Source organism: Staphylococcus sp. 2S1, assembly GCF_046721335.1.
GTDB classification, from domain to species: Bacteria; Bacillota; Bacilli; order Staphylococcales; family Staphylococcaceae; genus Staphylococcus; species Staphylococcus equorum_A.
On the sequence record NZ_JBEUUJ010000003.1, the window covers coordinates 1,831,335 to 1,858,066 of the forward strand.

Sequence of the window (26,732 nt, forward strand, 5' to 3'; positions counted from 1 at the left end):
TGATTATGTGACTAACGGAATAGATAAGAAAGCGCTATTTAAATTAAAATCTGAACCTTATTTAAAACCAATCTCTGATTTAGGGGTTGGTTTTTATAATTTAGATGAAAACACAGCAATACTAAGATTTCAGTTAAGTAATACAAAAGGTCCACTATTAATTCACAATAATAACCTCACGGCATATGCTTATTTCGAATCAGATAATGGAAGTGCTTCGGATGTAATTGAGTTAGATATAGAAGATTCTAATAATGGGATAGTAACGATCACTTTAGATAAAGAGTTTTTACAAGCTAGCACTTCAACCAAAGTTAAAGGGCAAGTCTATATTGCCGTGAACAATGTGAGTGGTAAACCTGAATATAATGAGGTAGCAGTATTTAGAAAATTTACTTTTGAAGTTGCGGACGCACTTATTAATAAAATTTCTTCATTCACGAAGATTGAATACATTCGTATGTTTGACCAACTTAAAATGCGTATCGAGCAAAAAGTTAAAAACATTGAAGAAGCTATAGCTAATGGTGCAGATTATGTAGCAGAAATGAAATCAGTATTACAACAAGGTGTAGAAACACTTAACGCTATTGTTGCTCGATGGTAAAACAGATATTCAAACGTATATTACTCAAGGTAAAACTGAATTGAATAAAGTTAAAACAGACGCAGTAGGAGATATAAATACTACAGCTAATAATGCTAAAACAAGCGTTCAAGATACAGCATCAACAAGCATAAATGCTATTAATGCAACAACAACTGAAGCTACTGAACACGTAGATTCAAAGATTACTGAGTTTAATCAAACAGTTGAAGATAACGGATTCCTATCACCTCAAATCTTAGATGAAGAATTAGGAAAGTTGAGTTGGCAAAAGTATAAATTAACTAATGATGACGGTTCAAGAATTTATCTAGCAAAAGGTAGTTTTACAGATGTAACAGCATTACCACCTGGATTCTATGAAACAGTTACTAGTGATAATGCTAGTGCTCAAGGATTCCCATCAGGAATTAATAATTCATCATTTGTAGAGATTGATGTTACTAGAGCGGGTTCAGGAAGAGCTCAAATAAAAGTTGTTATGAACTATAATATGAAAACATTCTATAAAACTATCCATACTAACGGGGCAGATAATTACGATTGGAAAGAAATGTTTATTGAGCAATCCGACACTGGTTGGATTCCTTATAACGCTATGAATGGCGCAAAAAAAGATAGTGCTTTTAAAGCAGAACAAGACAACGGTTTTGATTGTGCTTATCGCATCATAGAGCATGGTAATAGAAAAGAAAAACGTGTCCGTATTAATGTTTCTAATGTTACACATCAAACAGTTGTGGCTAATTTACCTGCTAATTTTGCTAAAAACGTACAATTCCATCATGTTCGAGTTCCAATAAATAAAGGTTATGGCTTAGTAGGAATATTTCCTAGTGGGTCGGTTTATGTTTATATAGAAACTGATAAGCGAGAAATATGGAATGAAACTGATTACTTTTACGGCGAATTTAGCTGGGTAGAATAGGAGGTAAAACATGAACTTTAAACAAGTATATTTATATGACGGAACACCTTATCTAGCGTTTGAAAATGAGGAAGGAGAATATCAATATCCAGAGGAATCATGGACTGAAAACCCACCACCAAGTGGTATTTACAGTCCATTTTATTTTAATGGTAATGAGTGGATTGGTACTACTAAAGAGGAATATGAAGAAAGTTTACCTGAAAAGAAACCTCATATTCCAAAAGTTAGTGAAATAATGTTAGCCCAAGCACAAATGCAAGTTACTAAAACAGCTAACCAGTTAATTAAAACGCAACAGAAACAAGCAGATACATTAACAGAATTAACTAAGAAGGAACAAAGATTAAAAGAAATTGAACAGCGACAAGCAAACACATTAGTAGAGATTGCCAAATTGAAAGGGAAATTTAATATGTATCCAGGATTTGATTCTATCAAATATTTTTACGACATTAATTGTTACACAAACGAGGACATTCAAACGTATGTTGAGTTAGGTGTAACAACCAAAGAACAATACAAAGAAATCACTGGTGAAGATTACCCAGAACAACCACAGGCTTAGGATTGTGGTTTTATTTTATAGAAAGCAGGTGAAAAAATGGAGGAAGTTACAGTGAGGTTTACAGAGACAGAAGCATTTAATACCTTTATTTATGCAGGAGATTTAAAATTATTATACTTTTTAATGATATTAATGGCATTAGATATAGGTACTGGGATTGGTAAAGCAATTAAAAATAAAAATTTATGGAGTAGGAAATCATTGTTTGGTTTTTCTAGGAAAATATTTATATTCTTTATTGTCATTCTCGCAAATATAATTGATCAGGTACTTGGGTTAAGCGGTGGACTTGTAGTATTAACTATATTCTTCTATATGGCCAATGAAGGATTAAGTATTGTAGAAAACTGTGCTGAAATGGGTGTACTTGTCCCTAAAGAGATATCAGAAAAACTAAACGTCATTAAATCAACTAAAAATGACAACAAAGATAGCTTAAAAAATGATTTTATAAATGAAAACAAAAAAGAAAATGATGAGTCGTTACGTTAGTAACGGCTTTTTTATGTGGTCATGACAGAGTAGTCTTGGCCATAAATTATATTAGGAGGTCATTTAATATGGCAGAAACATGGAATGGTGTATCAGTTAGATACCAATTATTAACAATCGGAACGAGACGTCCAGGTATGAAATTAAGAAAAGGTAAACCAGAATTTCTAGTAGCACATGATACAGGTAACCCAAATTCAACAGCACAGAATAACGTAGATTATTATGAAAATACGCATAACATTCAACAAGGTATTGCGTCAGCACATATTTTTGTGGACGAAAAAGAAGCAATTATTTGTATCCCTGTAGATGAAGTAGCTTATCATGTATTACCAAGTACACCGACTGACAATGCATGGTATGGCGTAAATGCAAATGATGGCGCAACAGGGGTTGAAATTTGTTACTTTAGCGATAAGGCAAGAACACAAAAATCATTAGATAATGGTGCACGTGTTTTAGCGTACTTAGCTGAATATTGGGATATTGATTATAAAACTGAAATGCCGGGTCACCAAGATATCCAAGCAGATAAACAAGACCCTGGTAACGTTTTACAAGCAGCTGGATATAGTAGAGCTACAGCTAATTTAGATAACATCGTAGCAAATTATTATAAAAAAGTTGAATTACCAAACGAAAAAACGAAGTGGAATTGGGCAGGTACTTATTACCCACAACCTACAAATGATAAAGGCATTAAAGTACGTAAATCACCTAGTACAAGTGGAACATTAGTCGATAAAAACTCATGGTTATATGATAAAAACGATTATGTTCCATTTGACCAAATTATTAAAGCTGATGGTTACTGGTGGATTCGTTTTAAATATGTAGCTCCAGGTTCAAGCGATGATTATTTCTATTGTGCAGTATGTCGAATTACTGATCCGCAAGAAAAAATCAAGAATGAAAACTACTGGGGAACTATTACTTGGAAGTAAATATGAATTGAGTCGGCACATTGTGTCGGCTTTTTAATTTTAATTGGAGGTAATATAATGGCAAATGCAGAAATGACAAAAAATGAATTTTTAGTTTGGCTAAATAATACAATAGGTAAGCAATATGATTTTGATCGTTGGTATGGTTATCAATGCTATGACTATGCAAACGTAGGGTGGGTTAAACTATTTCCTGGTACATCTTTACAGGGTGATTACGCCAAAGATATACACATAGATAATAAAGAAATGTTGAAAGACAAAGCTACAGTTTATAAAAATACGCTAGACTTTTTGGCTCAACCTGGTGACATGGTTATCTTCCCATATACATTTGGAGATGGTGCGGGTCATGTAGGTTATGTAATTTCAGCTACTTTAAATCAACTAACTATCTTAGAACAGAATTGGTTAGGTGGCGGTTGGACAGAAGGTCCAGAACAAGGGGGCACAGGTTGGGAAACTGTAACTAAACGTACACATCCTTATGATCCAAATATGTATTTTATTCGCCCTAACTTTAAAGTTCCTCAAAAAACAACTTGGAACTGGAAAGGTCGTTTCACTGCAAACACTACAATCAAAGTAAGACGTGCTCCTAGTTTAAGTGGAGAGATTGTTGATACTGGGTCATGGATTTACGCGAATGAATGGGTAGACTTTGTGAGTGTTACTAAAAAGGATGGATATTGGTGGGTTAAGTTTAAATATCCTACTAATCCAAGTGCGGGTTATTTCTACTTAGCCGTATGTAAGATTACAGATAAACAAGAGCGAATTAAGTATGAAAAGTATTGGGGTACCATTGAGTGGAAATAGATGATATGGTTAATTTAGATATTTTGTGCGAAAAATATCAACAGACGTTCTAACCATTTTGTATAAGCTTACTCACTTTCAGTAGCTATATTCAAGTTATCGATGAGCGAGACACATTTGTCCAGTGTTTGCTCTTTTTCATTATCTATTGAAATATATAGAATATTCAGATAATATATGTGTATATCCTTTCCTTAAATGAACTAATCTTTACAATTAGTTTTGGACGCTTCGGCGTCTTTTTTATTTGTATTTTATAGTTTGAATATAAAGTAAAGGGGTAAACATATTAATGTAGTGTACTATTCCAATGCTTCCTCTTATTTCACTGAAACACTACTCTGTCCAAGTAGCGTTTTGTGGTAAGCTAGAAATAGATGGTTAATAACTATCAAATTTATTTCTAATTACAACCACCTTTCGGGGTGGTTATTAAATTCAGCTTTTTTCTTTGTTTATGAAAATTAAGAATGATAATATAAAGTTTGTATAAAGATTCAAAAAAGGAGAGATACTATGGGATTTATAATAATGATTATAGTAGGTGGCTTAATTGGTTGGCTAGCCGGAGCTATTTTAGGTAAAGATGTGCCTGGCGGGATTATCGGTAATATTATTGCCGGTTTAATCGGTTCAGCTATTGGTAGTAGATTATTAGGTATGTGGGGGCCGGTTTTAGGTGGAGTTCCAATCTTGCCCGCGTTAATCGGAGCTATAATATTGATTTTAGTTGTTTCATTTATTATGAAAGCTATTAGAAAATAATGAGATTATCAACACTCACCAACTGGTGGGTGTTTTTGTTTTGTGGTAAAATACTATTACATGTAGCATTGATCCAACCCTATATATAATATGTGTAAAGACACCTTTTTATCACCCAAGCATGTCACTGGGTGTTTATTTATGTTAAAATAAATTTATCCGTTCAGACGGACTCCAATGTATTAATTAAGTTTGTGCTCCTTTAATTAGGAGCTTTTTTTATGTCTAAGTGGAACAAAGTAGCTTTTTTACCACATAGGTTATTGAATACATATAGTTAAATTACCAAAAAGAGAATTTTGTCGATTTACAATTTTTCATTTACATATACGAACAAGTGTTTTATTGTGTTCATGAGTTCATTAAAATAATTGTTAACACTTACTACTGGATATTCTTTTATAAGAGCAGAAACATTTGTCCAGTATTTGTTCTTTTTTATTTTAAGTATGAGTGTATTTATTTATAACTAACAACATATATAATTATTAACTTGTATTAACTTGTATTAGTGTTAAGCTTTAATAAGGAATAGGTAACTAAACTATTCCTTCTATAGTACACCCTTTAGTATTTAATTTCCTAACCGATAATAGGAAATTAAAGTATTCTCCATGATTAAGATCGATATGTTTGACAAGTTTATCAAACGTACGCGTTATTACTATACAAGAAGACATTCCTTTAGAAAAAGGGGTGTCTTTTTTATGTTTTAAAAGTATTATAGTGGGGGATATAAATTATGGACGCAATTAAACGTCCTCAAAATTATACTCAGGCACCTTTTGGGGTGGCTAATCTTATGTTTAATAAATAAAATAAGATGGTAATGTATAGTTACAATTGTTTTTAGACATATTGTCGCTACGTTTAAATATTTGAAGAGTAGGCACTGTCATGTGCTTGCTCTATTTTTTACGTTAGCCTAATAATAGGCGATTCATATCGCCTCCTCTTAACAATGCCACCCTTCTGGGTGGTTATTTTTTTGTTTAATGTGGTAAAGTATTATTACATGCATCGACTCCTGCGGATTATCCGTAAGCCAATTTACATCCCTAACTACCTACGCATGTCACTGGGTGGTTTTTATTTTATAGTATACATACTTCTTTATTTCCTAACAATTTAGAAGTCCTCTTAAGTATCTAGGCAGCCTACCATAATAGGTTGCCTATTTTTATGCTTATGTTAAAATAGATTTATCCGTTTACACGGACTCCTTTAGTAGTATTTTATACTTTGCCCCTTCTATAATTAGAGGGGGTTTTTTATTTGATTAATGAATACTCTATTTATATGAAGGAACTGGTTTAATTAAGATAAATTTAAAGGATATTGTGGAAATAGGATAAAATTTTGTTTTGTTAATTAGTTTAAGGGGAAAATAGAATTGAATTGATTCTAGGAGGTAATATTTATGAAATTTAAAAGTTTAGCAACTTTAACGATGTCCGCAGTATTATTAACTGCATGTGGAAATGGATCATCAGATAGTGATACTAAGTCTGAGAACTCAAGTAATAAAGATGCAGATAAACAAGTTATTGCATTAGATAAAATCAAAACAAGTCCTAAAGACGCTGTAAAGAAAGCGCAAGATGTATATAGCGGACAAAACCTAAAAGGTATTTCTTATGAAAAGAGTAACGGCGAATGGGCTTATAAAATTGAACAACAAAAATCAGGTGAAGAATCTGAAGTGATAGTATCTGATAAAAATAAAAAAGTATTGAATAAAGAGACTGAAAAAGAAGATTCAATAGATAAAAAAGAAGAATTTAAATATAAAGACGCCATTGATTATAAAGATGCAATCAAAAAAGGCCAAAAAGAATTTGATGGTGATATCAAAGAATGGTCGCTATCAGAAGATAACGGTAAACTTGTATATGATATGGACTTGAAAAAAGGAAAGACCAAACATGAAATTAGCGTTGATGCTAAAAATGGCAAAATACTAACTAATGAGCAAGATTAATAAATTATTTACACCCACCTAAATGAGTAGGTGGGTGTTTTAAAATTCAAATAATGAATAGAAATGAAATGTTTAAAGTAATTATAAAAGGGAATTAGTTTTTTGGAAGATTACAACCTTCCCTTTACCCCCACTTTAATTAGTGGGGTTTTTTTATGCTGAGAAATGCATTGTGTTGCATCGAGAGGTGAGTAGGGTGGTGATTGCCGTTCGTTAAGAAAGCCACCAAAATAATATGATGGCTTAGAAATCGAAGAAAAAGAACGTTTAGCCCCTGGCTTAAAGAACTCACTTATCTTAGGTGATACGTTTTTATCTACATTACCATTCGGCGATTCATCTAAAGTGAAAATAAGATAATACTCATCCTCATCCAGTATAGATTCAATTTTCTGAGTGAATTCTAGCTTATCAAGTTCGCTTTTTACTATCCAAAGGGATTTTTGCACGCGAATAGGTTCTGTTAATAAATTAAGGAACTTACTTAATTCATTATAGTTTTTTTCGTCATTATTTAAATCGTAAGCAATAGCATATCTATTCATGAATTACACCTTCCTTCATTAGAATTATAATCATCATAACAAAAATAATCTGATAATTTAAGTGTGAGTGTTTTGATGATTTCATTATGTATAGAACGTACCTAAGAACATAAGAAACCCCACCTAAATGAATAGATGGGTTTAACTATTTGATTTCGATAATATTTAAACCTTCTGAAAATTCAGGGGGCTCGAAGAAACTAGAAACATATTCGAAAGTTTCTGTAGTATCAAATTGTTCTCTTTCTGGTTCTTCGTTACGTCTTTTATTAATTCGTATCAAACATTTTTCATTGCTTATATTAAGAAAGATTAATTGATGATTTGCATTAATTTCTGAAGCTACACTTAATAGCCATTTTCTTTGAGTTTTAGTGTTACCTGGGAAATCTAATACTACATTACTACCGACTTTTAAAATTCTCTGGATGTGCTCTTTCAATAATGGTTTTATCAACTTTGAGTAACTTAAGTAATCATCAAAATTATTTATTTGATTTGGATATAATTTTTCTAACCATTCATCTTCAGACAATAACACTGCATTTTCAGTTTGTTCTATTTCTTTAGATCTAGTTGATTTTCCTCGCTCCCATTTTCCCCGAGAAAAAAATAAAGTTCCCAAATTATTCAAATTTATTTACCCCCGAATTTCTTTTTTGAAAAGTGTGTAAACGAGTTCTTCTTGTGTTGATACTAATTATATGAAAAATTATATTAACAAACAACCCACGCACTCATTTATATGAATAGATGGGTGTGTCACGTGTCAAATACGTGTCAAAATGGTTCGGATTCTTTCTATTTGCTCCGAATGTAAAAGTAGTGAAATGCTTTAGTTATGCTCTTTTCAGCTATCCTCTAAAGTTTGGCATTGGTCTCCCAGGACACTAAGAGAATAAATTACATATTATTCAAAAAAGAACTCCGTTGCGACGAGGTTCTTTTTTAGGTTCTTTTTCAAAGAGCTAAAAAGATAATATATATATAGGGATACGATAAATGACCAAAAAAATACCAGATGAATTAACATCTGGTATAGTGGGATTTAATTTGAAATGAGTTACTTTATAGAGTGAGAAGTGGAATGGTTATTACGAATTGTTACTTATAATATATCAAATATTTCAAGCATATTTAATTTTATATTTAAATCACTAGGTGCTTTTTAATAAAAATATATAGGGATTTAAGAACTTCCCTTAAATATTATTCTAATTCATTTGATTGCATATCTGTTTTTTCATAATTCGACTGAGGAAAATCATCATAAAAATTAGTATCTTCGTCAATCCATGATGTGTTAATTTCATCTAGTTCTTGATTATAAAAATTATCTGTGCGTTCATCTACTTCAGTCTTATTTTTATCTTGTTCTGATTGTGAGTTAAGTTCTGAGTTAAGTTCTGAGTTAAAACTATTGTTTTCTTTTTTGGTAGGACTTTCGACTTGACTACGTGAGTTATTATCAGAGGTTATATCAGAATCTAAGGTTCTATTGTTGGTAGTTTGGACTAGTGAATTTCTTTCATTAGATATATTCATAACTGAATTATTTAATTCCTGTTCATTTTGATTATTCATTGCGATTTCTTTAATATTACCCAAATCAAAAATTACGCTTTTAATACTGAAGAAACTAGAAGAGACTTCTAATTTATTGTTTTTAGCTTTAATAATTTCAGAAGAAACATCAAAAACTACTTTTCCTTCTGTGATACTATCTGGATTTACCTGTTCAAGGAAGAAAGAATTTTGTATAGATCCATCTTCGCTTTGATTGGCAGAGATAGAAGCTTGAGAATCTGCTTCTAATGATTTTTTACCTGATTTTAACTTAAACATATTACTATCAATAGTTAAAGCAGTATTCCCTTTATTCTTAATTTTCACATCTACAATGATAAAAGTATCTTTAGGTGTTGTAGGTAAAATAGAAGGACCGACCTGTTTAGCAGTTTCAACATTATTAACTGTTACTTCTAAGTTTCCATTTTTAACAGTTTCTCCTAATTTATATATTTGTTTTTTATCGCTATCGCTATTATCACTAGATGTTGTTTTTTCATCATTATTTACAAAAATGGCTGTACATGCTGAAATTCCAATAATAATTAAAACAATTAAAATTAGAGATCCTCCACAACCAATAAGCCAATTTTTTCTTTTTTTACTAGCTGTGTACTTCTGAAATGCTTGGTATTTTTCCCATTCTGATTGAGATATTTTTTCTTGATGTTGTTTCATTCTAAGTTGCTCCTTTGCTTCTAAAATATATACTAAAGCATAAAATATGCTGAGTATTAAAGAACAATTCTCCCAATAACTCTAAAGTTGTTATTATCTTTTACATAGATGTACTCATAATAAGGATTAAAAGATACCAATTTCTAGTGTTATTATTAAATACGACTTTGTTAATTAATGCCGCATTATTTAACAGGACTAAAGCAATGGTATTGTTAATAACTTGATTTTGCTTATTAATGAAAAGAGTAGCTATCTTTATCCAACATTAAGTCCTTCATTAACTAACATACGACCAGCTATTTAATTCAACTTATATTCCTTAATTATTTTAATGTATTTTATACTTTTATTGTATATTTTAATTTTAAATAATGCAACGAGATAATGAAATAAAGGCTGGAATTATAAATTTTATCTAAATCAAATTCTATAGGTCGACAAAAGTAATAGTCTATAGATTAAAAATATAGTAAAATTAGAGCGAGCAAGTTGGATAGATGGTGGCTAATCTCAGTATAAAGTGAGGTGGTGCTTATGAAAGTGCCATTTAAATCTTTAGAAAGGAGACGCCTTGTGTGGTTTCAATTGTAGAAGCGCCGCACTTAATGTTAGGTTTCGGTACTTTCATCGTTACCTTATTAGGTTTAGTTATTACAATTGTTAAATTAAGCCATAAAAAATAACCTTCTATTCGCTTTGGTCGGCAGTAGAAGGTTATACTATAACTAGATACAGAGGCCACCGTCTTTTTAACGGGCTCAGTTGGGCGATACACGTATGGTGTGTTGTCCTTTTTCTATCTATAAATTACCACAATACAAAAATATTATCAATTGTTTAAGTCGGCATAGTCATGTCGGCTTTTTATTTTAAGGAGGAAAAAGTACGAATGCAAAAGTAATAGTAATCGTAAGAGTATTAAGTTTAATTTTTGTTTACACAATAAAACATAAGCTCTATTGTGTTCATAAGGTGCTTATATGATTATGAACCAAAACACACTTGGTGAATATAAATATGAATCTAACTACTGTAATCTATCTAGAGAATATCTCAAACCACGTATACCCAAAGGACAAGACATGGTTAAGTGGGCACCATTCGTTACAATGCCTGAACAATATGAAATGTTAAATCACTTTAAACAAGATCAAAACAAAATAGATATATACTAAATGATGAGCAGTGGAACGATTTAAACGATACTTTAATATTTAAAATGTATCATGATCCATCTATAGAATTACCATATTTTGTTGATGGCTATATTTAAACTAAAGAAGGTTATATGCACAGAGTAGATGCATACACACAAATATTACATTTTTATGAAGATATAGTATTAAGTAAGGTTAATTTGAAAGATATTGTGGAAATAAAATATCAGAAAAGATAAATTCATTGAAATTGAGAACTATAAGAATACACAAATCTAAACAAAATAAGTTGGTAGTTTTTAGTCTGAAAGCCAATAAATCGATAATGTTTGTATTTAGTTCAAAAGGGAAATTATTAAATGTTTGTAACGTTAATATGAAAAGGGGATTTTAAAGTATGGATAACTCAAAGAAAGTACTAGTAACAGGTGCTACTAGAGGAATGGGAAAAGAAATTTCAAAAGTATTAGCGGAGAAAGGGTATCATGTTATCATAGGTGCTAGAAGTTTACAAGATGGTCAATCTATTGTGAAAGAATTAAAGTTAAAAGGCTTGTCCGTGACTACAGTTCAACTAGATGTTACTGATATTAACTCTGTACAGAATGCGGCTCGAGAAATAAACTCTTTAGATGTTTTAATTAATAATGCGGGTATAGCTTTAGAAGCGTCAAGTCCATCTAAACTTGATGTCACTAAAGTGAAAAATGAGTTTGATGTTAATGTTTTTGGAGTTATGAATGTAACTTCAGCAATATTGCCGTTACTCAAAAAAGTGAAAGAAGCAAAAATCATTAATATGTCTAGTATGATGGGGTCTCTTAATTCAGCTTTAGATAAGGAATCAATCGTATATGGTGCAAGTGTCGCTGGTTATCAATCATCAAAAGCAGCTTTAAATATGTATTCTATTCAATTATCAAAAGAATTAGAAAAAGAAGGCTATGATATCACTGTAGATTTAGTTGATCCTGGAATGGTAGCCACGGAATTTGGAGGTCTAGACCCAGAAACTGCTAAACAAATGGGAGCAAACTCAATTGATGTAGGTATAAAAAGAGTTATTGATTTAGTAGAAAAAGGTAAAAATATTAAAAATATAACTTTTACAAATAATAATGGCGTTGTTCCTTGGTGATTTTGTGCTTTTCTTTACTATTATGACTAGACAAATATCATTTTAAACTCACCTAATTGAATAGATGGGTTCAATTAGTTTTTACGATAATTTTTGTATTTTTTAGACTCTATATATAAATTTTCAGTTTTTATACTTACTGTATTAGAATCACACATTGATTTTTGTATAGTAACTAAAAGTTTTGTACTTTCGATAAGATAGGTATTATAAAACTTGTTGAAATAGATAGTTGCTACAGGGTTTTTTTTTAATCCTATACTTATCAGTTTGAAATATTTTGACATAACGCAGTGAAAAAAGGTCATTAAAAGTAATGGTCAGGTGATTAGAAAATATAGTAAAATTAGAGCGAGCAAGTTGGATAGATGGTGGCTAATCTCAGTATAAAATGAGGTGGTGCTTATGAAAGTACCGTTAAAATCTTTAGAATGGAGACGCCTTGTGTGGTTTCAATTGTAGAAGCGCTACACTTAATGTTAGGTTTCGGTATGTTCATCGTTACCTTGTTAGGTTTAGTTATTACAATTGTTAAATTAAGCTATAAAAAATAACCATCTCTAACTTTGGCGGTTTAGATGGTTGTTTTTAAAATAACTTATAATAATCTGTCACCGTCTTTTTAACGGGCTCATTGGGGCGATACACGTATGGTGTGTTGCCCTTTTTCTATCTATAAATTACCACAATATAAAAATATAATCAAATTCTATAGGGCGACAAAAGTAATAGTATGTAGAATAAAAAATATAGTAAAATTAGAGCGAGCGAGTTGGGTAGATGGTGGCTAATCTCAGTATAAAGTGAGGTGGTGCTTATGAAAGTGCCATTTAAATCTTTAGAAAGGAGACGCCTTGTGTGGTTTCAATTGTAGAAGCGCCGCACTTAATGTTAGGTTTCGGTACTTTCATCGTTACCTTATTAGGTTTAGTTATTACAATTGTTAAATTAAGACATAAAAAATAACCATCTCTAACTTTGGCCGGTTAAATGGTTATTTTTATATAAATTATCATTTTAAAGCCACCGTCTTTTTAACGGGCTCACTAGGGCGATACACGTATAGTGTGTTGCCCTTTTTCTATCTATAAATTACCATAATATAAATAAATCATCAAATTTTTATGAATCGTCTCATTGTATTGGCTATTTATTATAGATGTAACTAAATGAATGTAAAAATGTATGATATGGTATATTAAATATATAGATAATACAATATAATTAAAGAATTAAGAAAAAAGTATTTTTTATAGTTTTTTAAAACAAAATGGGGCGATGTCAATTAAGAGAGAATCATTTTATACATATGTTTTACCTGGAATCATCCTGATTATTATAGTATCTATAATAATATTCATACCAAAAGTTAAAGGGTATGAAGGCACTGAAAAGAAACCTTTAATTATTGCTCATAGGGGTGCTAGTGGTTATGAACCGGAACATAGCTTTCCAAGCATATAATAAAGCGATTCATGAAATGAATATTGACTATTTGGAACTGGATCTACAAATAACTAAGGATAATAATTTAGTCGTTATGCATGATGAATCAATAGATAGAACTACAAATGGAAAAGGCAAGGTAGAAGACTATACAATTGAAGAGTTAAAAAAGTTGAAGTTAAGAGATAAGAAAAATCGAAATTTGGAGGTTCCAACTTTTGATGAGGTTTTAGATCAATATGGTAACAATGTTAAATACTATATTGAGTTAAAAAACGCTAAAGATAATCCTAATATGGCACATATTACGGTAGAAAAATTAAAAAATAAAAAGTTATTTAACTCTAAATACATCGTTATACAAGCGTTCGATGATAAAGCTTTGAAAACAATTAAAAATGAGAATGAAAACATACCATTGGTCAAATTGATTTATGATAATGAATTAAGCAAATTAGATAATAATATGTTAGAAAATATAAGTAGTTATAGTTATGCAGTTGGAGTTTCGCATAAAAAAATAGATCGTAAGCTTATAGAAAGTGTTGAAAACAATGCTATGCAAGTACACGCATTTACTGTAAACAGTGGGAATGACTATAAGTCCTTGAAACAAATAGGAGTGAAAGGATTTTTTACAAATTATGGAGATGATATTGTAAAGTAATTAACAATAATAGACGCTATAAATATAAAGGGGGATGCGTATTTCAATTATAATTTCCATTGCATTAAATACTTGAATGATAAGTATTTTAAAATAATTCCATTTAAAGTGTTGTGTATTACCATTTTATGTTATTTTTAGGTAGTAGTTTTTAAAATATTAATAAATACATAACGAACGATTTTTATACATATTTAAGAATTTAACGACTTATAGAAATAAGTAGGGATTGTTTTTTATAAAAAATACTTTAGTAATCATTTATACTATATAATGATTACTAAATCATCTAAAAGGGGAATTAGGAATTGGAAAAATTGCTGTCTATCATTGTACCAGTGTACAACAAAGAATTATTTCTTAATGAATGTATAGAATCAATTGGGGCATTAAATATTAATGAAGATAAAATTGAAGCGATATTTGTAGACGATTGTTCTAGTGATAACTCATTAAAAATAATTGAAGGATATAAAAATAAATATAGTTTTTTAAAACTCATTAAATTAGAAGAGAACACGGGTAGTCCTGCTGAACCTAGAAACGTAGGCATTAAAAATGCGAATGGAAAATACATAACTTTTCTTGATGCAGATGATTGGTTAGATTCAACTGGTTTGCCGACGCTATTAAACCAAGCTGAAGAGAATAATTCAGATGTTGCGTTTGGACACAGTATTAAACATACAGATAAAGCAATTAGCAAATTAGGAAGATTTACTTCATATAAAGTTGCAAATAATTTAGTACCATATGAAATTAATAAGATTTTTAGAGCTGTAGGACCACCAGGTAAAATTATTAAAAGAGATATCATTATTGATAATAATATTGAATTCAAGCATATGAAATTTGGTGAAGATAAATTGTTCTTTATCAATGCAATTTCTAAATGTAAAACAGCTTCTATGAATTCAACGCCTGTTTATCATGTGAATAGATATTCATATAATCAATCACTTGTAGGCGAAACAAATATTATAGAAAAAACACATTTTAATTTATTGGTTCTACAAGAAGTGTTGAAATTGGATATACCTAAGCCAGCAGAATTTCAATCATTAAGTCGACTTGTAGAAGTAGATTTCGTTTCTAGATTATTTAATAATAGAAGATTTGTAAAAAGTGAAAATAAAGATGTATTCTATAGTCTATTTCAACAAATGATAGATACTTTAAATGAACATGATAAAAATGTTGAAGATTATATCATTGGTGATAAATATAAAAATATTTATCAAATGCTTATAAATAAAGAATATGAGAAACTTTTTGACTTTATCGGCATGCTATTAAAAGGTGGAAAAGCAGATAGATATGTGAAAGATAATCAAATTCACTTTTTAATGCCTGAATCTGTAAAAGATTATTTACCAATGAAAGAAGAACTATTCGCTGTTTATGAAGGCACGCATCTTATTGATGATGAATTAAGAGAAGTTATAAGAGTATATAAAGCTTCAGAAACTACAATTAATCAAGTGTTACTTACTGAAATTAATTATGAGCTCAACGCAATCGAAGTTGAATTCTCTGAAGATGAGCATCGATTATACGTAAAAACTGAAGATTTAAGTAAGTGCAATTTTGACTTTAACATTAATTTAATTCACGATAACTATAAGAAGTATACAATTAACATGAATTTACCTAACGCAACGCAGACGCTCAAACTTAATAGACAAAATTTTAAATCTGAATTTATTGTGAATGATAAAAAAACTGGAAAGACAGAGGCGCCTAATAAATATTTCACCTATAATCCAATAACGATTGGTATAGCGAAAAAGGTCAATTTATATAAAGATCTGGAGTTTAAAGAACGCGCAGATGTTAATGTTGAAATAGGTGAGATAATAGAAATTAAAGACATTGGCTATACTAAAAAGAATACACCAAGACTTATCACAGTGGATGGATTAGTGTTAACAGCCAATCAAAAGTTTATTTATCGTGTTGCTACTAGTAAAGCCAATAAATATATTTATGAGAAACCTGAAACAGTGATGATTACAAAAGATTGTAAGGAATATCAAAATAGGGACTTTAGTGGTGAAGCTTTGACAGAGCTTAAGGTTAATGAAAAAGTAGCTATTCAAAAAGTAGTGGCATCTTCAAAGGGTACGCCACGACTTAAAACAATGAATGGTACATTTATAACCGCAAATAGAAATTTTGTTAAAGAGGTTTAAATTGAAAAGGAACAGTGACTTTATAGAGATTACTAGAAGATTCCAATTTTGGAGTCTTCTTTTTTAATGTTTACCTTTATTGATGAAATTACTTTTAAATTCGTCGTATAAGATGCTCATATATAAGTCGGTTTCATAATTTCCATTTATATATGAACCTTCACGATCACTACCTTCAATTATAAAACCTGAATTTTTGTAAGAATTTATAGCTCTATAATTATATGAAAGGACTCTTAAATAAACTTTATGGAGACCTAAGTCATTAAAGGCATATTCCAAAATTTGATGTGTTACTTGAGTACCAATTCCTCCATTCCAAAACTGTGGATTAAATATACCTATTGCAAACTTAGCTTTATTATTTGTTTCATCTAAAGTTAAACGAGCTTGTCCAATAAATAAATTGTCATAGTCAATAACCCATTCATATGGGTTAGCCATAATTTTCGCGATTAATAATTTAGCACCAGATTGTTGCTTTTCAGTTTCTGAATTTATTTCAGAGCCATACATTCTTAAAAGCTCTTCATTAAAAGGGACTGAGAGATAATCTTCAATGTCACTTGCTTGAGCATCTCTTAAACTTAGATGGTTATTAATTTTAAGCACTGCTTTCATAATGATCCTCCCAATCTATTCAGATAGTCTGTTGAATTTATTTATATCAGCATACTACAAATTAATTGTGATTATACATTAATTTTAAAAAGTTCTGATAAAATCAATGCTTTTCTAACAAAAAATTAATAATTCACCAACATTATGAAAAGTTATTTAATTGTGTGAAATACAATTAAGGATTCATAACTGTTTCAAACTAGCAATTAAATAACAGATACAGCGATTTTATGATTAAGTAAGGAATTTCGAACAATATAATCAAGTATTATCTTATATTATACATAATAAGTGATACACAAATAAAAAGTATTTTATAAGTATCACTTTAAACATAATTTTCAGTCAGAGCAAATCTTATTTTATAAGGAGTGTTTACAATGGAAGGTTTATTTGAAGCAATTAAAAATACAGTACAAGTCGGTATTGCAGGAGATGGCATGAAAATTGGAAGTGGCGTTTTAGACATCATTTCTAATGGGGCAGCATTAATTTCTCAAGCATTAGGATTTTAATCTAAGTAGATTTTAAAAAATAATACTTTAAAGGAGATAATCAATATGTCAGATTTATTTAACGCAATAAAAGAAACAGTACAGGCAGGAATTGCAGGAGACGGAGTTAAATTAGGGGCAAGCATTGTAGATATCGTATCAAGCAGTGTAAGTCTATTAGGACAATTATTCGGATTCTAGTAAAAATAAATTATAAAACTTATAAATAGAGGAGAGATTTTTATGTCTAAATTAGCAGAAGCTATCGCAAATACTATACAAGCAAGACAATCAGGTAATGGTGTAGAATTAGGGACTAGTATTGTAGATATTGTATCAAGCGGTGTCGGATTATTAGGTCAATTGTTTGGATTCTAATTATTAAAATAGGAAGTAGTGGTCAAGGTGATAACCTTGGCCATTTTTTTGTATGTTCAAAATGTGTATACTGTTATTGAGTGAATAAAAGCAATAAATATATTCAATTGTATTAATGAATATGTATAAAAAGAGGGGAAATAAAAATGAATTCTAAAAGTCTACTCATAGATTTTGATGATACAATCGTAGATTTTCATGATGCGGAATCACATGCATTTTTCAAAATGGCAGAAAAATATAAATTGATCGCTAATCATGACGATTTAAAAACCTTTATGAAAGTGAATCAAGCGCATTGGGAAGCTTTTCAAATTAATAAGTTAACGAAGGAAGAGGTTCTAAGTAAGCGATTTGAAGTATATTTTGATTTACATGAAATGACCGTGGATGGTAAAGAAGCGGATCACATATTTAGAGATGAATTAGCGAAAGCACCAATAAAATTCTTTCCTAACACAGTTGAAACTTTAAAGTATTTAAAACAAAATCATGATTTATATATTGTGACGAATGGTGTGTTAGAAACGCAAGAGCGCCGTATTGCGAAGGCACAGTTTGGTCAATTATTTAAAGGTGTTTTTGTTTCAGAACAAACAGGTTACCAAAAACCAATGCCTGAATTTTTTGATTATGTATTTAAGGAAATTGGTGAAGACAAACGAGATAATGCCATAATCGTCGGAGATTCTATGACATCAGATATTTTAGGTGGTAAAAATGCCCAAATTGGCACGTGTTGGTTTAATCCTAGAAATAAAATAAATGAAACTAATATCAAACCAGATTATACAATAAAATCACTCAATGAATTATTAATTTATATGAAATAAAAAAGGGGCAGGAATACGAAATTAAATTGGATTTCGGATCCCCGCTATTTTTCGGATAACTAAAACAGGATTCCAAGAGTTGAAGCGGTCGTAAAAAACTACGCGTCTACATTAAGGTAGACGCGTAGTTTTTTTAAAGCTGAAAACAAATGCATTTAGTATCAGACTGCTAATGAAAATAAAACAACTGAGACATATGTTTTATCTTTCGTACTCTTTTTATGGTGTCCAAACTAGAACATCATGTCCATCTTTGTTTACTGCATTTACATCTTTGAATCCTTGTTTAATAAAGAATGCTTTAGATTGGTTACGAGCAATGACTTTAATAGGAAGTCCTTGATTTTTTGCAAAATCTAACAACTCTTTACCGTAACCACGATTCTGAAAGTCGTTTAATACTTCTAATTTCCACAATACGTTGTAATCGTCGAAATCAGGGAAGTAGACTTCTTCAACATCGCCTTTACGATACAATGCCATTCTTGCGCCTAATCTATCTCCGATTTGAATACCATAAAAAGGTGAATCTGAACTGGCATCTATCATTTCTCCACGAAGTTCATCAACCATATACAAATCTTTGTTGCCGAAGTTTCTAAAATCTTCGAATAATTCGTCTGTTTTATAATTTATATCAAGACGTTTTACGTTACTCATAGCGTCTTCCCCCTTTGTACTATTATATTTTATTATACCTTATTTCTAATGATATTTCACAAAAATGACGACACGAAACATACTGTTAAAGTAGACTGTATACAATGCTTATTTCAAATACATAAACACACTTTTTTAAAATTTTTCAAAAATCGTTTATTATAGTATGTGCATTGAATTAAAAAGTAAAAAATACAGGTTATTTTAAGCCGTTAAATTGTCAATATAGTACATAAACTTTATACTGATTAGGAATAGAGTAACATAAGGAGAATTACGAATGGATTGTATGACTACGAAACTTAACGAAAAAGATCAATTTATTTCAAAAATTAAACAAAGTGATTCAACACTAGCTCAGTTTTATCATTTAGATGCAATGGATAAGAATAACTATAAACAAAGACTTCTAAGTGAAAGTAATGGAAGAGAAGTTGCATTAACGCAAGTGATTGAAAATTATATGAGTGATTTATCTTTGACTGAGGAACAAGAAAGTAATATTAAATTATTAAGTGATGGCGCAAAAGTAATTGTTGGCGGACAACAAGCAGGTTTATTTGGTGGACCTTTGTATACATTCCATAAAATATTTTCTATTATTACACTAAGTCAACAACTATCTAAAGATTATAATAAACATGTCGTGCCTGTGTTTTGGATTGCAGGGGAAGACCATGATTTTGACGAAGTAAATCATACTTATGCATATAATAATCAAGATGCTAAGTTACATAAAGTCAAATATCATACGATGGAGCCACCAGAAGCAAGTGTCTCACATTATAATCCTGATAAAGCTGAGCTCAAGGAAACTTTGAATCAATTTTTCCAACAACTGAATGAAACTGAACATTCACGACCTTTAATTGAAATGTGTCGTAATATTATTGATGCACATGATAGTTGGTCCGATATGTTTAAAGCATTGCTACATGAAGTATTTAAAACATATGGTTTATTATTGTTGGACGCTAATGATCCTGAACTACGTCGATTAGAGCAACCGTTTATCAGAAAAATTGTGGAAAACCATCTTGATGTTGATGCGACCTTTAGAAAAACACAAGCACAAACAACAGCAAGTGGTTTGGAGCAAATGATTCAAACAGATACAAATGTGCATTTGTTTTTACACGAAGATAATATGAGACAATTACTGACATTCAAAGAGGGTCAATTCTATTTGAATAAATCAGATAAAACAATGACGCTTCAAGAGGTTTTAGATATAGTAGATTCAGAGCCGGAAAGGTTTTCAAATAATGTGGTAACAAGACCTGTTATGGAAGAATGGTTATTTAACACTGTTGCCTTTATTGGTGGACCAAGTGAAATAAAGTATTGGACCGAATTAAACGATGTGTTTAAAACATTGGATGTTTCAATGCCAATCGTCTTACCACGCTTACGAATTACTTATATTAATCACAGAATTGAAAAATTAATAGCACAATATCAACTGGATAAAAACCAAATTATCGAAAATGGAATTGAAGATGCTAAACAAAAATTTGTTAGAGCACAAGCATCTCAAACATTCATTGATCAAATTGAATCAATGAAAGCACAGCAAGAAACACTATATCAATCGCTAAAAGCAGAAGTAAAAGGCAACAATGATAATACATTATTATTAGAAAAAAATAATTCAATTCATCAAAAGCAATACGACTATTTGATAAATAGATATTTATTAAATATTGAACGAGAAAATGAAATTAGCATGAAACATTTCAAAGTATTAAGTGGTACACTTCATCCAATGGGAGGGTTACAAGAAAGAATATGGAACCCTTTACAAATTATGAATGATTTTGGGATGAATGTGTTCAATCCCTCCACTTATCCACCACTTTCTTACACTTTTGATCATATTATAATAAAACCTTAGAGACAGTAAGGGCGCACCCGATTCATCTTTTTGATGAATCGGGTGTTTTTTTACGTTGAATAAGAAATTATGGTTATATTTGTATAATTAGTGGAGGATAGTGGTGAGATGTGGTAAATTATATATATGAGAAGGTGAGGTGATTATAAATGTTCATGGGAGAATACGAGCATCAGTTGGATACAAAAGGACGTATGATAGTGCCTTCCAAGTTTCGCTATGACTTAAATGAACGTTTTATAATCACTCGAGGCCTCGACAAATGTTTGTTTGGCTATACTTTGGATGAATGGCAAATTATCGAAGAGAAGATGAAGACATTACCAATGACTAAAAAGGACGCACGTAAGTTTATGCGTATGTTCTTCTCGGGAGCCGTAGAAGTAGAGCTAGATAAACAAGGGCGTATTAACATTCCGCAAAACTTGCGACAATACGCTAACTTAAGCAAAGAATGTACAGTAATAGGTGTCTCAAATCGTATTGAAATTTGGGATAGAGAAACTTGGAACAGTTTCTATGAAGAATCTGAAGATAGTTTCGAAGATATTGCTGAAGACCTGATTGATTTTGATTTTTAATAGGAGGAGTTAAATTTGTTTCATCATGTCAGCGTTATGCTTAAAGAAACCATTGATTATTTAAATATTAAAGAAGATGGTGTCTATGTCGACTGTACATTAGGTGGCGCAGGGCATGCCCTCTATTTATTAAATCAATTGGGTGACGAAGGTAGGCTTATAGCAATCGACCAAGATACAACAGCGATTGAAAATGCTAAAGAAGTTTTGAAAGAACACTTACATAAAGTGACCTTTGTCCATAGCAACTTTAGAGAATTAACTGAAATTTTAAATGATTTGAATATTGAAAAAGTAGATGGCATCTACTACGACTTAGGTGTGTCCAGTCCACAATTGGATGTACCTGAACGTGGGTTTAGTTATCATAACGATGCCAAATTAGACATGCGAATGGATCAAACACAATCGTTATCAGCTTATGAAGTTGTAAATGATTGGCAATTTGAAAAATTAGTCAGAATCTTTCATCGATATGGCGAAGAAAAATTTTCAAAACAAATTGCGCGTCGTATAGAACAGAACAGAGAACAAAAGCCAATCGAAACAACGTTAGAACTCGTTGATGTAATAAAAGAAGGTATACCCGCAAAAGCTAGGCGAAAAGGCGGACATCCTGCAAAAAGGATTTTCCAAGCAATTAGAATTGCAGTGAATGATGAATTATCTTCATTCGAAGATTCACTAGAACAAGCGATAGGTGCAGTAAAAATTGATGGTAGAATTTCAGTCATAACTTTCCATTCATTGGAAGATAGATTATGCAAACAGATGTTTCAAGAATATGAAAAAGGTCCAGATGTTCCACGGGGATTGCCAGTCATACCTGAAGCGTACACGCCTAAATTGAAACGCGTTAACCGTAAACCCATTACCGTCGCTGAAGAAGATCTAGATACAAATAACCGTGCGCGTAGTGCGAAGTTACGTGTTGCAGAAATATTGAAATAAGGAGTGAATGATGAGTGGCAGTAGAGAAGATTTATCAACCTTATAATGGATCAGAACAACAGATTCCCGAATCACAACCGAGGAAACAACCTAAAACGCAACCTAAAACCAAAACCGTAAAACGCAAAGTAGTAGTTCAACTTACAAAGTTTGAGAAAATGTTATACATAGGACTTATAACAGTAATTGCTTTAATAAGTATTTATATGCTATCTTTAAAAATGGATGCGTATGATACTCGAGGAAAAATTGCAGATTTAGATACTAAAATCGAACAACAATCAAGTGAAAACAGCGCAATAGAATCTGAAATTAAAAAGAACTCTTCATATGAACGCATTTACGATAAGGCAAAAGACGAAGGAATGAGCCTTAAGAACGACAATGTAAAGGTAGTGCGTAATAATGGCGAAGCGAAAAATTAGATTTAAAAAACCGAACTTTCTAATTAAACAAAGTAAAATAGGGGCAGTCCTACTCGTTCTCGGATTTGGACTGCTCTTTTTTACGTTGGTTTTAAGATACTCATATATTATGTTGACAGGGCACTCTTCCGGCGAAGATTTAATAATGAAGGCAAACGAAAAATATTTAGTCCAAAGCCAAGAGCAACCTGAACGTGGAAAAATATATGATCGTAATGGAAAAGTACTAGCAGAAGACGTAGAAAGATATAAAGTCGTTGCTATTGTTGATAAAAAAGCGAGTGAAGGCAGCGAGAAACCGAAACATGTTACAGACAAAAAAGAAACTGCGAAGAAATTAGCGACAGTGATAGATATGTCTGAGGAAGATATTGAAAAAAGACTGGATAATAAGAAAGCATTTCAAGTTGAATTTGGACAAAAAGGTGCTGATTTAACCTATCAAGAAAAAGAAAAGATAGAGAAAATGAATCTACCTGGCGTCACGCTCTATCCAGAAACTGAACGTTTCTACCCTAATGGTAACTTTGCGTCACATCTTATTGGCATAGCACAAAAAGACCCTGATACTGGGGAATTAAATGGTGCTATGGGCGTTGAAAAGATATTCGATAGTTATTTATCAGGACAAAAAGGTGCGTTATCTTACATTCATGATATTTGGGGCTACATTGCGCCAAATACAAAAAAGAGAAAACACCACAACGCGGTGATGATGTTCATTTAACTATAGATTCCAACATTCAAGTCTTTGTTGAAGAAGCACTAGATGGAATGGTTGAGCATTATAAACCGAAAGATTTATTTGCTGTAGTCATGGATGCAGACTCAGGTGAAATTCTTGCATACAGTCAACGACCTACGTTTAACCCAGAAACTGGCGAAGATTTTGGTAAAAAATGGGCGAATGATTTGTATCAAAATACGTATGAACCAGGTTCCACATTTAAAAACTTTGGTTTAGCGGCAGCAATTGAAGAAGGAGAATTTAAACCAGATAAAAAATATACGGCAGAACCAAGAGAAGTCATGGGATCGAAAATTTCCGACTGGAACAAAGTAGGTTGGGGAGAGATACCAATGTCACTTGGTTTCACATATTCTTCAAACACCCTAATGATGCATTTACAAGATTTAGTTGGCTCAGATAAGATGAAAGAATGGTATGAAAAATTTGGGTTCGGTGAATCAACGAACGGTATGTTTGATGGTGAAGCTACTGGTGACATCGCATGGGATAATGAAGCACAACAAAAAACATCTGCATTTGGTCAATCAACGACTGTAACACCAGTACAAATGTTACAAGCGCAATCAGCGTTCTATAATGAAGGTAATATGTTGAAACCATGGTTTATAGATAGTGTATCTAATCCTGTAAGTAATGATACTTTCTACAAAGGTGAAAAAGAAATCGCCGGTAAACCAATCAAAAAAGATACGGCTAAAAAAGTACGTACTGAAATGGATAAGGTTGTTAACAGCGAAAAGAGTAATGCTAAAAACTATAAAATCGATGGTTATGAAATAGAAGGTAAAACCGGAACAGCACAAGTAGCGGATTCAGATAATGGTGGATACGTAGAGGGTGAAAATCCATATTTCGTAAGCTTTATCGGTGATGCACCAAAAGATGACCCTGAAGTTGTTGTTTATGCTTGGTATGAGTTTAGCTCAGAAAAATGATCAAGAAGCATATGAAAGTGGTGTGAGTAAGGCCTTTAAACCAATTATGGAGAACACGTTGAAATATCTGAATGTTGGTGATAAAAATTCTAAAGACAAATCAGATGTGAAATACAGCAAAGTGCCAGATGTTGAAGGTCAAGAAACACAAAAAGCACAAGACAAAGTGAATAGTAAATCTCTAGAACCTATCGTTATAGGTGACGGTGAGAAAATCACAAAACAATCTGTTACTGCAGATAAAGAGGTATTGCCTAATAGTAGAGTGCTATTATTGACTGATGGCGATGTTACGATGCCAAATATGTCCGGTTGGACTAAAGAAGAAGTCATTGCATTTGAAAAGCTCACGAATACAAAAGTAACTACCAAAGGTAGCGGATTTGTTTCTGAGCAATCTATAACAGAAGGTCAAAAGATAAGTAAAAAAGATAAGATAGAAGTAACGTTGTCTTCTGAAGAAATAAATGGAGAAACAGCTGATGACGAATCAAAATCTAAAGACAATGAAGAAAGCAAAGAAGATAAAGAATAAATTTATTTAGCACAACTTCTGATTTCAATTTTAACTCATGTTAGAATATTTGTTTCATGATTATGAGGTATTCAAAAATAGTAGCTTGTCAGTATTTAGTAGCGTATGACGTTAATTAAATAACTGGTAAAGCTACTTACCTCTATACATATTGTAGCCACTTAGCACTAAGAAATAATCCAATTAAATATATAAAGGAGCATAATATGGTTTATTTACTCGCAATTATTGCACTTTTAATCACTTTTATATTAGTCCCAGTATTGATACCAACGTTAAAAAGAATGAAATTTGGGCAAAGTATCAGGGAAGAGGGCCCGCAAAGTCATATGAAAAAGACAGGCACACCTACAATGGGTGGACTTACTTTCCTGATTAGTATCATTGTAACTTCGATACTTGCAATTATTTTTATGGAAAATCCTAACCCAATAATTTTACTATTATTTGTAACAATAGGGTTTGGCTTAATCGGTTTCATAGATGATTACATCATTGTTGTGAAAAAGAACAATGAAGGATTAACAAGTAAACAAAAATTTTTAGCACAGATTGCGATAGCAGTCATCTTCTTCATTTTGAGCCAAGCGTTTAATTTAACTGATTTTTCTACAGGAATACATATTCCATTTACGAATACAGAAATACCACTATCCATTGCATATGTATTATTTATTGTGTTTTGGCAAGTAGGGTTCTCTAACGCAGTGAATTTAACAGATGGTTTAGACGGACTCGCAACAGGCTTATCTATAATTGGATTTGTTATGTATGCAATTATGGCGTATTTCCAAGGTGCTACATCTATCGGTCTATTCTGTATTATTATGATTTTTGCATTAGTTGGGTTCTTACCATTCAATTTAAACCCGACTAAAGTGTTTATGGGAGATACAGGTAGTTTGGCATTAGGTGGTATATTTGCCACAATTTCAATTATGCTAAACCAAGAATTATCACTCATTTTTATTGGCTTTGTGTTTGTTGCAGAAACTTTATCAGTAATTATTCAAGTTACATCTTATAAATTAACAGGCAAACGAATTTTTAAAATGTCACCATTACACCATCATTTCGAATTAGTTGGTTGGAATGAGAAGAAAGTTGTTACGGTATTTTGGACAGTAGGCTTGATTTCAGGACTAATTGGCCTATGGATTGGAGTGAATTAA

27 protein-coding genes and 4 pseudogenes are annotated in these 26,732 nt (G+C 31.4%); 26 read left to right on the forward strand and 5 right to left on the reverse strand.

Annotated elements, in window-relative coordinates; genetic code table 11:
• The first annotated feature begins 7 nt into the window (after positions 1–7).
• The 9 genes and pseudogenes from ABLV90_RS09790 (at position 8) to ABLV90_RS09830 (ending at position 7,107) form a co-directional block, all read left to right on the forward strand.
• A complete protein-coding gene (locus ABLV90_RS09790; protein WP_460872568.1) occupies positions 8–607 on the forward strand; it encodes a BppU family phage baseplate upper protein in 600 nt (199 codons plus the stop codon).
• A complete protein-coding gene (locus ABLV90_RS09795; RefSeq protein WP_460872569.1) occupies positions 594–1,535 on the forward strand; it encodes a hypothetical protein in 942 nt (313 codons plus the stop codon). Before ABLV90_RS09790 ends, ABLV90_RS09795 begins: the two co-directional genes overlap by 14 nt.
• Positions 1,536–1,545: 10 nt before the next feature.
• Positions 1,546–2,103, forward strand: coding sequence for an XkdX family protein (locus tag ABLV90_RS09800; RefSeq protein WP_460872570.1), 558 nt, complete (start codon positions 1,546–1,548; stop codon positions 2,101–2,103).
• Between the two features lie 36 nt (positions 2,104–2,139).
• Positions 2,140–2,595, forward strand: a complete 456-nt coding sequence (locus tag ABLV90_RS09805) for a phage holin family protein (protein WP_427707773.1) — start codon at positions 2,140–2,142, stop codon at positions 2,593–2,595.
• A gap of 137 nt (positions 2,596–2,732) precedes the next feature.
• Positions 2,733–3,137, forward strand: a pseudogene (locus ABLV90_RS09810) (N-acetylmuramoyl-L-alanine amidase family protein); the annotation flags it as partial.
• Between the two features lie 102 nt (positions 3,138–3,239).
• A pseudogene (locus ABLV90_RS09815) lies at positions 3,240–3,542 on the forward strand (SH3 domain-containing protein); the annotation flags it as partial.
• A 75-nt stretch (positions 3,543–3,617) separates the two neighbouring features.
• A pseudogene (locus ABLV90_RS09820) lies at positions 3,618–4,361 on the forward strand (CHAP domain-containing protein); the annotation flags it as partial.
• A 516-nt stretch (positions 4,362–4,877) separates the two neighbouring features.
• Positions 4,878–5,126: a GlsB/YeaQ/YmgE family stress response membrane protein gene (locus ABLV90_RS09825; RefSeq protein ID WP_427707776.1), complete on the forward strand. Its 249-nt coding sequence runs from the start codon at positions 4,878–4,880 to the stop codon at positions 5,124–5,126.
• Between the two features lie 1,420 nt (positions 5,127–6,546).
• Positions 6,547–7,107: a PepSY domain-containing protein gene (locus ABLV90_RS09830; protein WP_427707779.1), complete on the forward strand. Its 561-nt coding sequence runs from the start codon at positions 6,547–6,549 to the stop codon at positions 7,105–7,107.
• 110 nt (positions 7,108–7,217) lie between these two features.
• Here the strand turns inward: ABLV90_RS09830 and ABLV90_RS09835 are convergent, their stop codons facing one another.
• From ABLV90_RS09835 to ABLV90_RS09845, 3 genes are all read right to left on the reverse strand, one after another.
• Positions 7,218–7,652 (reverse strand): hypothetical protein, encoded by a 435-nt coding sequence (locus ABLV90_RS09835; RefSeq protein ID WP_460872571.1) that lies wholly within the window; start codon positions 7,650–7,652, stop codon positions 7,218–7,220.
• A 145-nt stretch (positions 7,653–7,797) separates the two neighbouring features.
• A complete protein-coding gene (locus ABLV90_RS09840) occupies positions 7,798–8,286 on the reverse strand; it encodes an AAA family ATPase (RefSeq protein ID WP_460872572.1) in 489 nt (162 codons plus the stop codon).
• A gap of 575 nt (positions 8,287–8,861) precedes the next feature.
• Positions 8,862–9,899 carry a DUF4352 domain-containing protein gene (locus ABLV90_RS09845; RefSeq protein WP_427704862.1) on the reverse strand — a complete coding sequence of 346 codons (1,038 nt, stop codon included), beginning with the start codon at positions 9,897–9,899 and terminating at the stop codon, positions 8,862–8,864.
• Positions 9,900–10,477: 578 nt separating this feature from the next.
• On the opposite strand from ABLV90_RS09845, the gene ABLV90_RS09850 reads away from it, so the two are divergent.
• The 7 genes from ABLV90_RS09850 (at position 10,478) to ABLV90_RS09880 (ending at position 16,502) form a co-directional block, all read left to right on the forward strand.
• On the forward strand, positions 10,478–10,585 hold the full coding sequence (locus ABLV90_RS09850; protein WP_460872573.1) for a putative holin-like toxin: 108 nt from the start codon (positions 10,478–10,480) through the stop codon (positions 10,583–10,585).
• 303 nt (positions 10,586–10,888) lie between these two features.
• Entirely contained in the window at positions 10,889–11,077 is a 189-nt protein-coding gene (locus ABLV90_RS09855) for a hypothetical protein (RefSeq protein ID WP_427704860.1), read from the forward strand.
• A 379-nt stretch (positions 11,078–11,456) separates the two neighbouring features.
• Positions 11,457–12,197 (forward strand): SDR family NAD(P)-dependent oxidoreductase, encoded by a 741-nt coding sequence (locus ABLV90_RS09860; RefSeq protein WP_427704858.1) that lies wholly within the window; start codon positions 11,457–11,459, stop codon positions 12,195–12,197.
• Between the two features lie 446 nt (positions 12,198–12,643).
• On the forward strand, positions 12,644–12,751 hold the full coding sequence (locus tag ABLV90_RS09865) for a putative holin-like toxin (protein WP_427704856.1): 108 nt from the start codon (positions 12,644–12,646) through the stop codon (positions 12,749–12,751).
• 304 nt (positions 12,752–13,055) lie between these two features.
• Positions 13,056–13,163, forward strand: coding sequence for a putative holin-like toxin (locus ABLV90_RS09870; RefSeq protein ID WP_460872574.1), 108 nt, complete (start codon positions 13,056–13,058; stop codon positions 13,161–13,163).
• A gap of 466 nt (positions 13,164–13,629) precedes the next feature.
• Positions 13,630–14,310, forward strand: coding sequence for a glycerophosphodiester phosphodiesterase family protein (locus ABLV90_RS09875; RefSeq protein ID WP_460872575.1), 681 nt, complete (start codon positions 13,630–13,632; stop codon positions 14,308–14,310).
• 308 nt (positions 14,311–14,618) lie between these two features.
• Entirely contained in the window at positions 14,619–16,502 is a 1,884-nt protein-coding gene (locus tag ABLV90_RS09880) for a DUF5776 domain-containing protein (protein ID WP_427704848.1), read from the forward strand.
• A gap of 63 nt (positions 16,503–16,565) precedes the next feature.
• Here ABLV90_RS09880 and ABLV90_RS09885 read toward each other — a convergent pair whose 3' ends face one another.
• Positions 16,566–17,123 carry a GNAT family N-acetyltransferase gene (locus ABLV90_RS09885; RefSeq protein ID WP_285323006.1) on the reverse strand — a complete coding sequence of 186 codons (558 nt, stop codon included), beginning with the start codon at positions 17,121–17,123 and terminating at the stop codon, positions 16,566–16,568.
• Between the two features lie 380 nt (positions 17,124–17,503).
• Between ABLV90_RS09885 and ABLV90_RS09890 the strand changes: the two genes are divergently transcribed.
• The 4 genes from ABLV90_RS09890 to ABLV90_RS09905 all read left to right on the forward strand — a co-directional run bounded on the left by ABLV90_RS09890 (position 17,504) and on the right by ABLV90_RS09905 (position 18,828).
• Complete coding sequence (locus ABLV90_RS09890) at positions 17,504–17,638, forward strand: beta-class phenol-soluble modulin (RefSeq protein ID WP_460872576.1); 135 nt, start codon at positions 17,504–17,506, stop codon at positions 17,636–17,638.
• Between the two features lie 45 nt (positions 17,639–17,683).
• Entirely contained in the window at positions 17,684–17,818 is a 135-nt protein-coding gene (locus ABLV90_RS09895; RefSeq protein ID WP_427707788.1) for a beta-class phenol-soluble modulin, read from the forward strand.
• Between the two features lie 42 nt (positions 17,819–17,860).
• A complete protein-coding gene (locus ABLV90_RS09900) occupies positions 17,861–17,995 on the forward strand; it encodes a beta-class phenol-soluble modulin (protein ID WP_460872577.1) in 135 nt (44 codons plus the stop codon).
• Between the two features lie 146 nt (positions 17,996–18,141).
• Positions 18,142–18,828, forward strand: a complete 687-nt coding sequence (locus ABLV90_RS09905; protein WP_427704844.1) for a YjjG family noncanonical pyrimidine nucleotidase — start codon at positions 18,142–18,144, stop codon at positions 18,826–18,828.
• 219 nt (positions 18,829–19,047) lie between these two features.
• Here the strand turns inward: ABLV90_RS09905 and ABLV90_RS09910 are convergent, their stop codons facing one another.
• Positions 19,048–19,488 (reverse strand): N-acetyltransferase, encoded by a 441-nt coding sequence (locus ABLV90_RS09910; RefSeq protein ID WP_285323010.1) that lies wholly within the window; start codon positions 19,486–19,488, stop codon positions 19,048–19,050.
• A 280-nt stretch (positions 19,489–19,768) separates the two neighbouring features.
• Here ABLV90_RS09910 and bshC point away from each other — a divergent pair, with 280 nt between their 5' ends.
• The 6 genes and pseudogenes from bshC (at position 19,769) to mraY (ending at position 26,732) form a co-directional block, all read left to right on the forward strand.
• On the forward strand, positions 19,769–21,382 hold the full coding sequence (bshC, locus tag ABLV90_RS09915) for a bacillithiol biosynthesis cysteine-adding enzyme BshC (protein ID WP_460872578.1): 1,614 nt from the start codon (positions 19,769–19,771) through the stop codon (positions 21,380–21,382).
• Between the two features lie 149 nt (positions 21,383–21,531).
• A complete protein-coding gene (gene mraZ / locus ABLV90_RS09920; protein ID WP_427704838.1) occupies positions 21,532–21,963 on the forward strand; it encodes a division/cell wall cluster transcriptional repressor MraZ in 432 nt (143 codons plus the stop codon).
• Between the two features lie 15 nt (positions 21,964–21,978).
• On the forward strand, positions 21,979–22,914 hold the full coding sequence (rsmH, locus tag ABLV90_RS09925) for a 16S rRNA (cytosine(1402)-N(4))-methyltransferase RsmH (RefSeq protein WP_460872579.1): 936 nt from the start codon (positions 21,979–21,981) through the stop codon (positions 22,912–22,914).
• A gap of 14 nt (positions 22,915–22,928) precedes the next feature.
• Positions 22,929–23,339, forward strand: a complete 411-nt coding sequence (ftsL, locus tag ABLV90_RS09930) for a cell division protein FtsL (RefSeq protein ID WP_021338689.1) — start codon at positions 22,929–22,931, stop codon at positions 23,337–23,339.
• Positions 23,320–25,560 (forward strand): annotated as a pseudogene (locus ABLV90_RS09935) (penicillin-binding protein). Before ftsL ends, ABLV90_RS09935 begins: the two are co-directional and overlap by 20 nt.
• A gap of 206 nt (positions 25,561–25,766) precedes the next feature.
• Positions 25,767–26,732, forward strand: coding sequence for a phospho-N-acetylmuramoyl-pentapeptide-transferase (gene mraY, locus ABLV90_RS09940; RefSeq protein WP_460872580.1), 966 nt, complete (start codon positions 25,767–25,769; stop codon positions 26,730–26,732).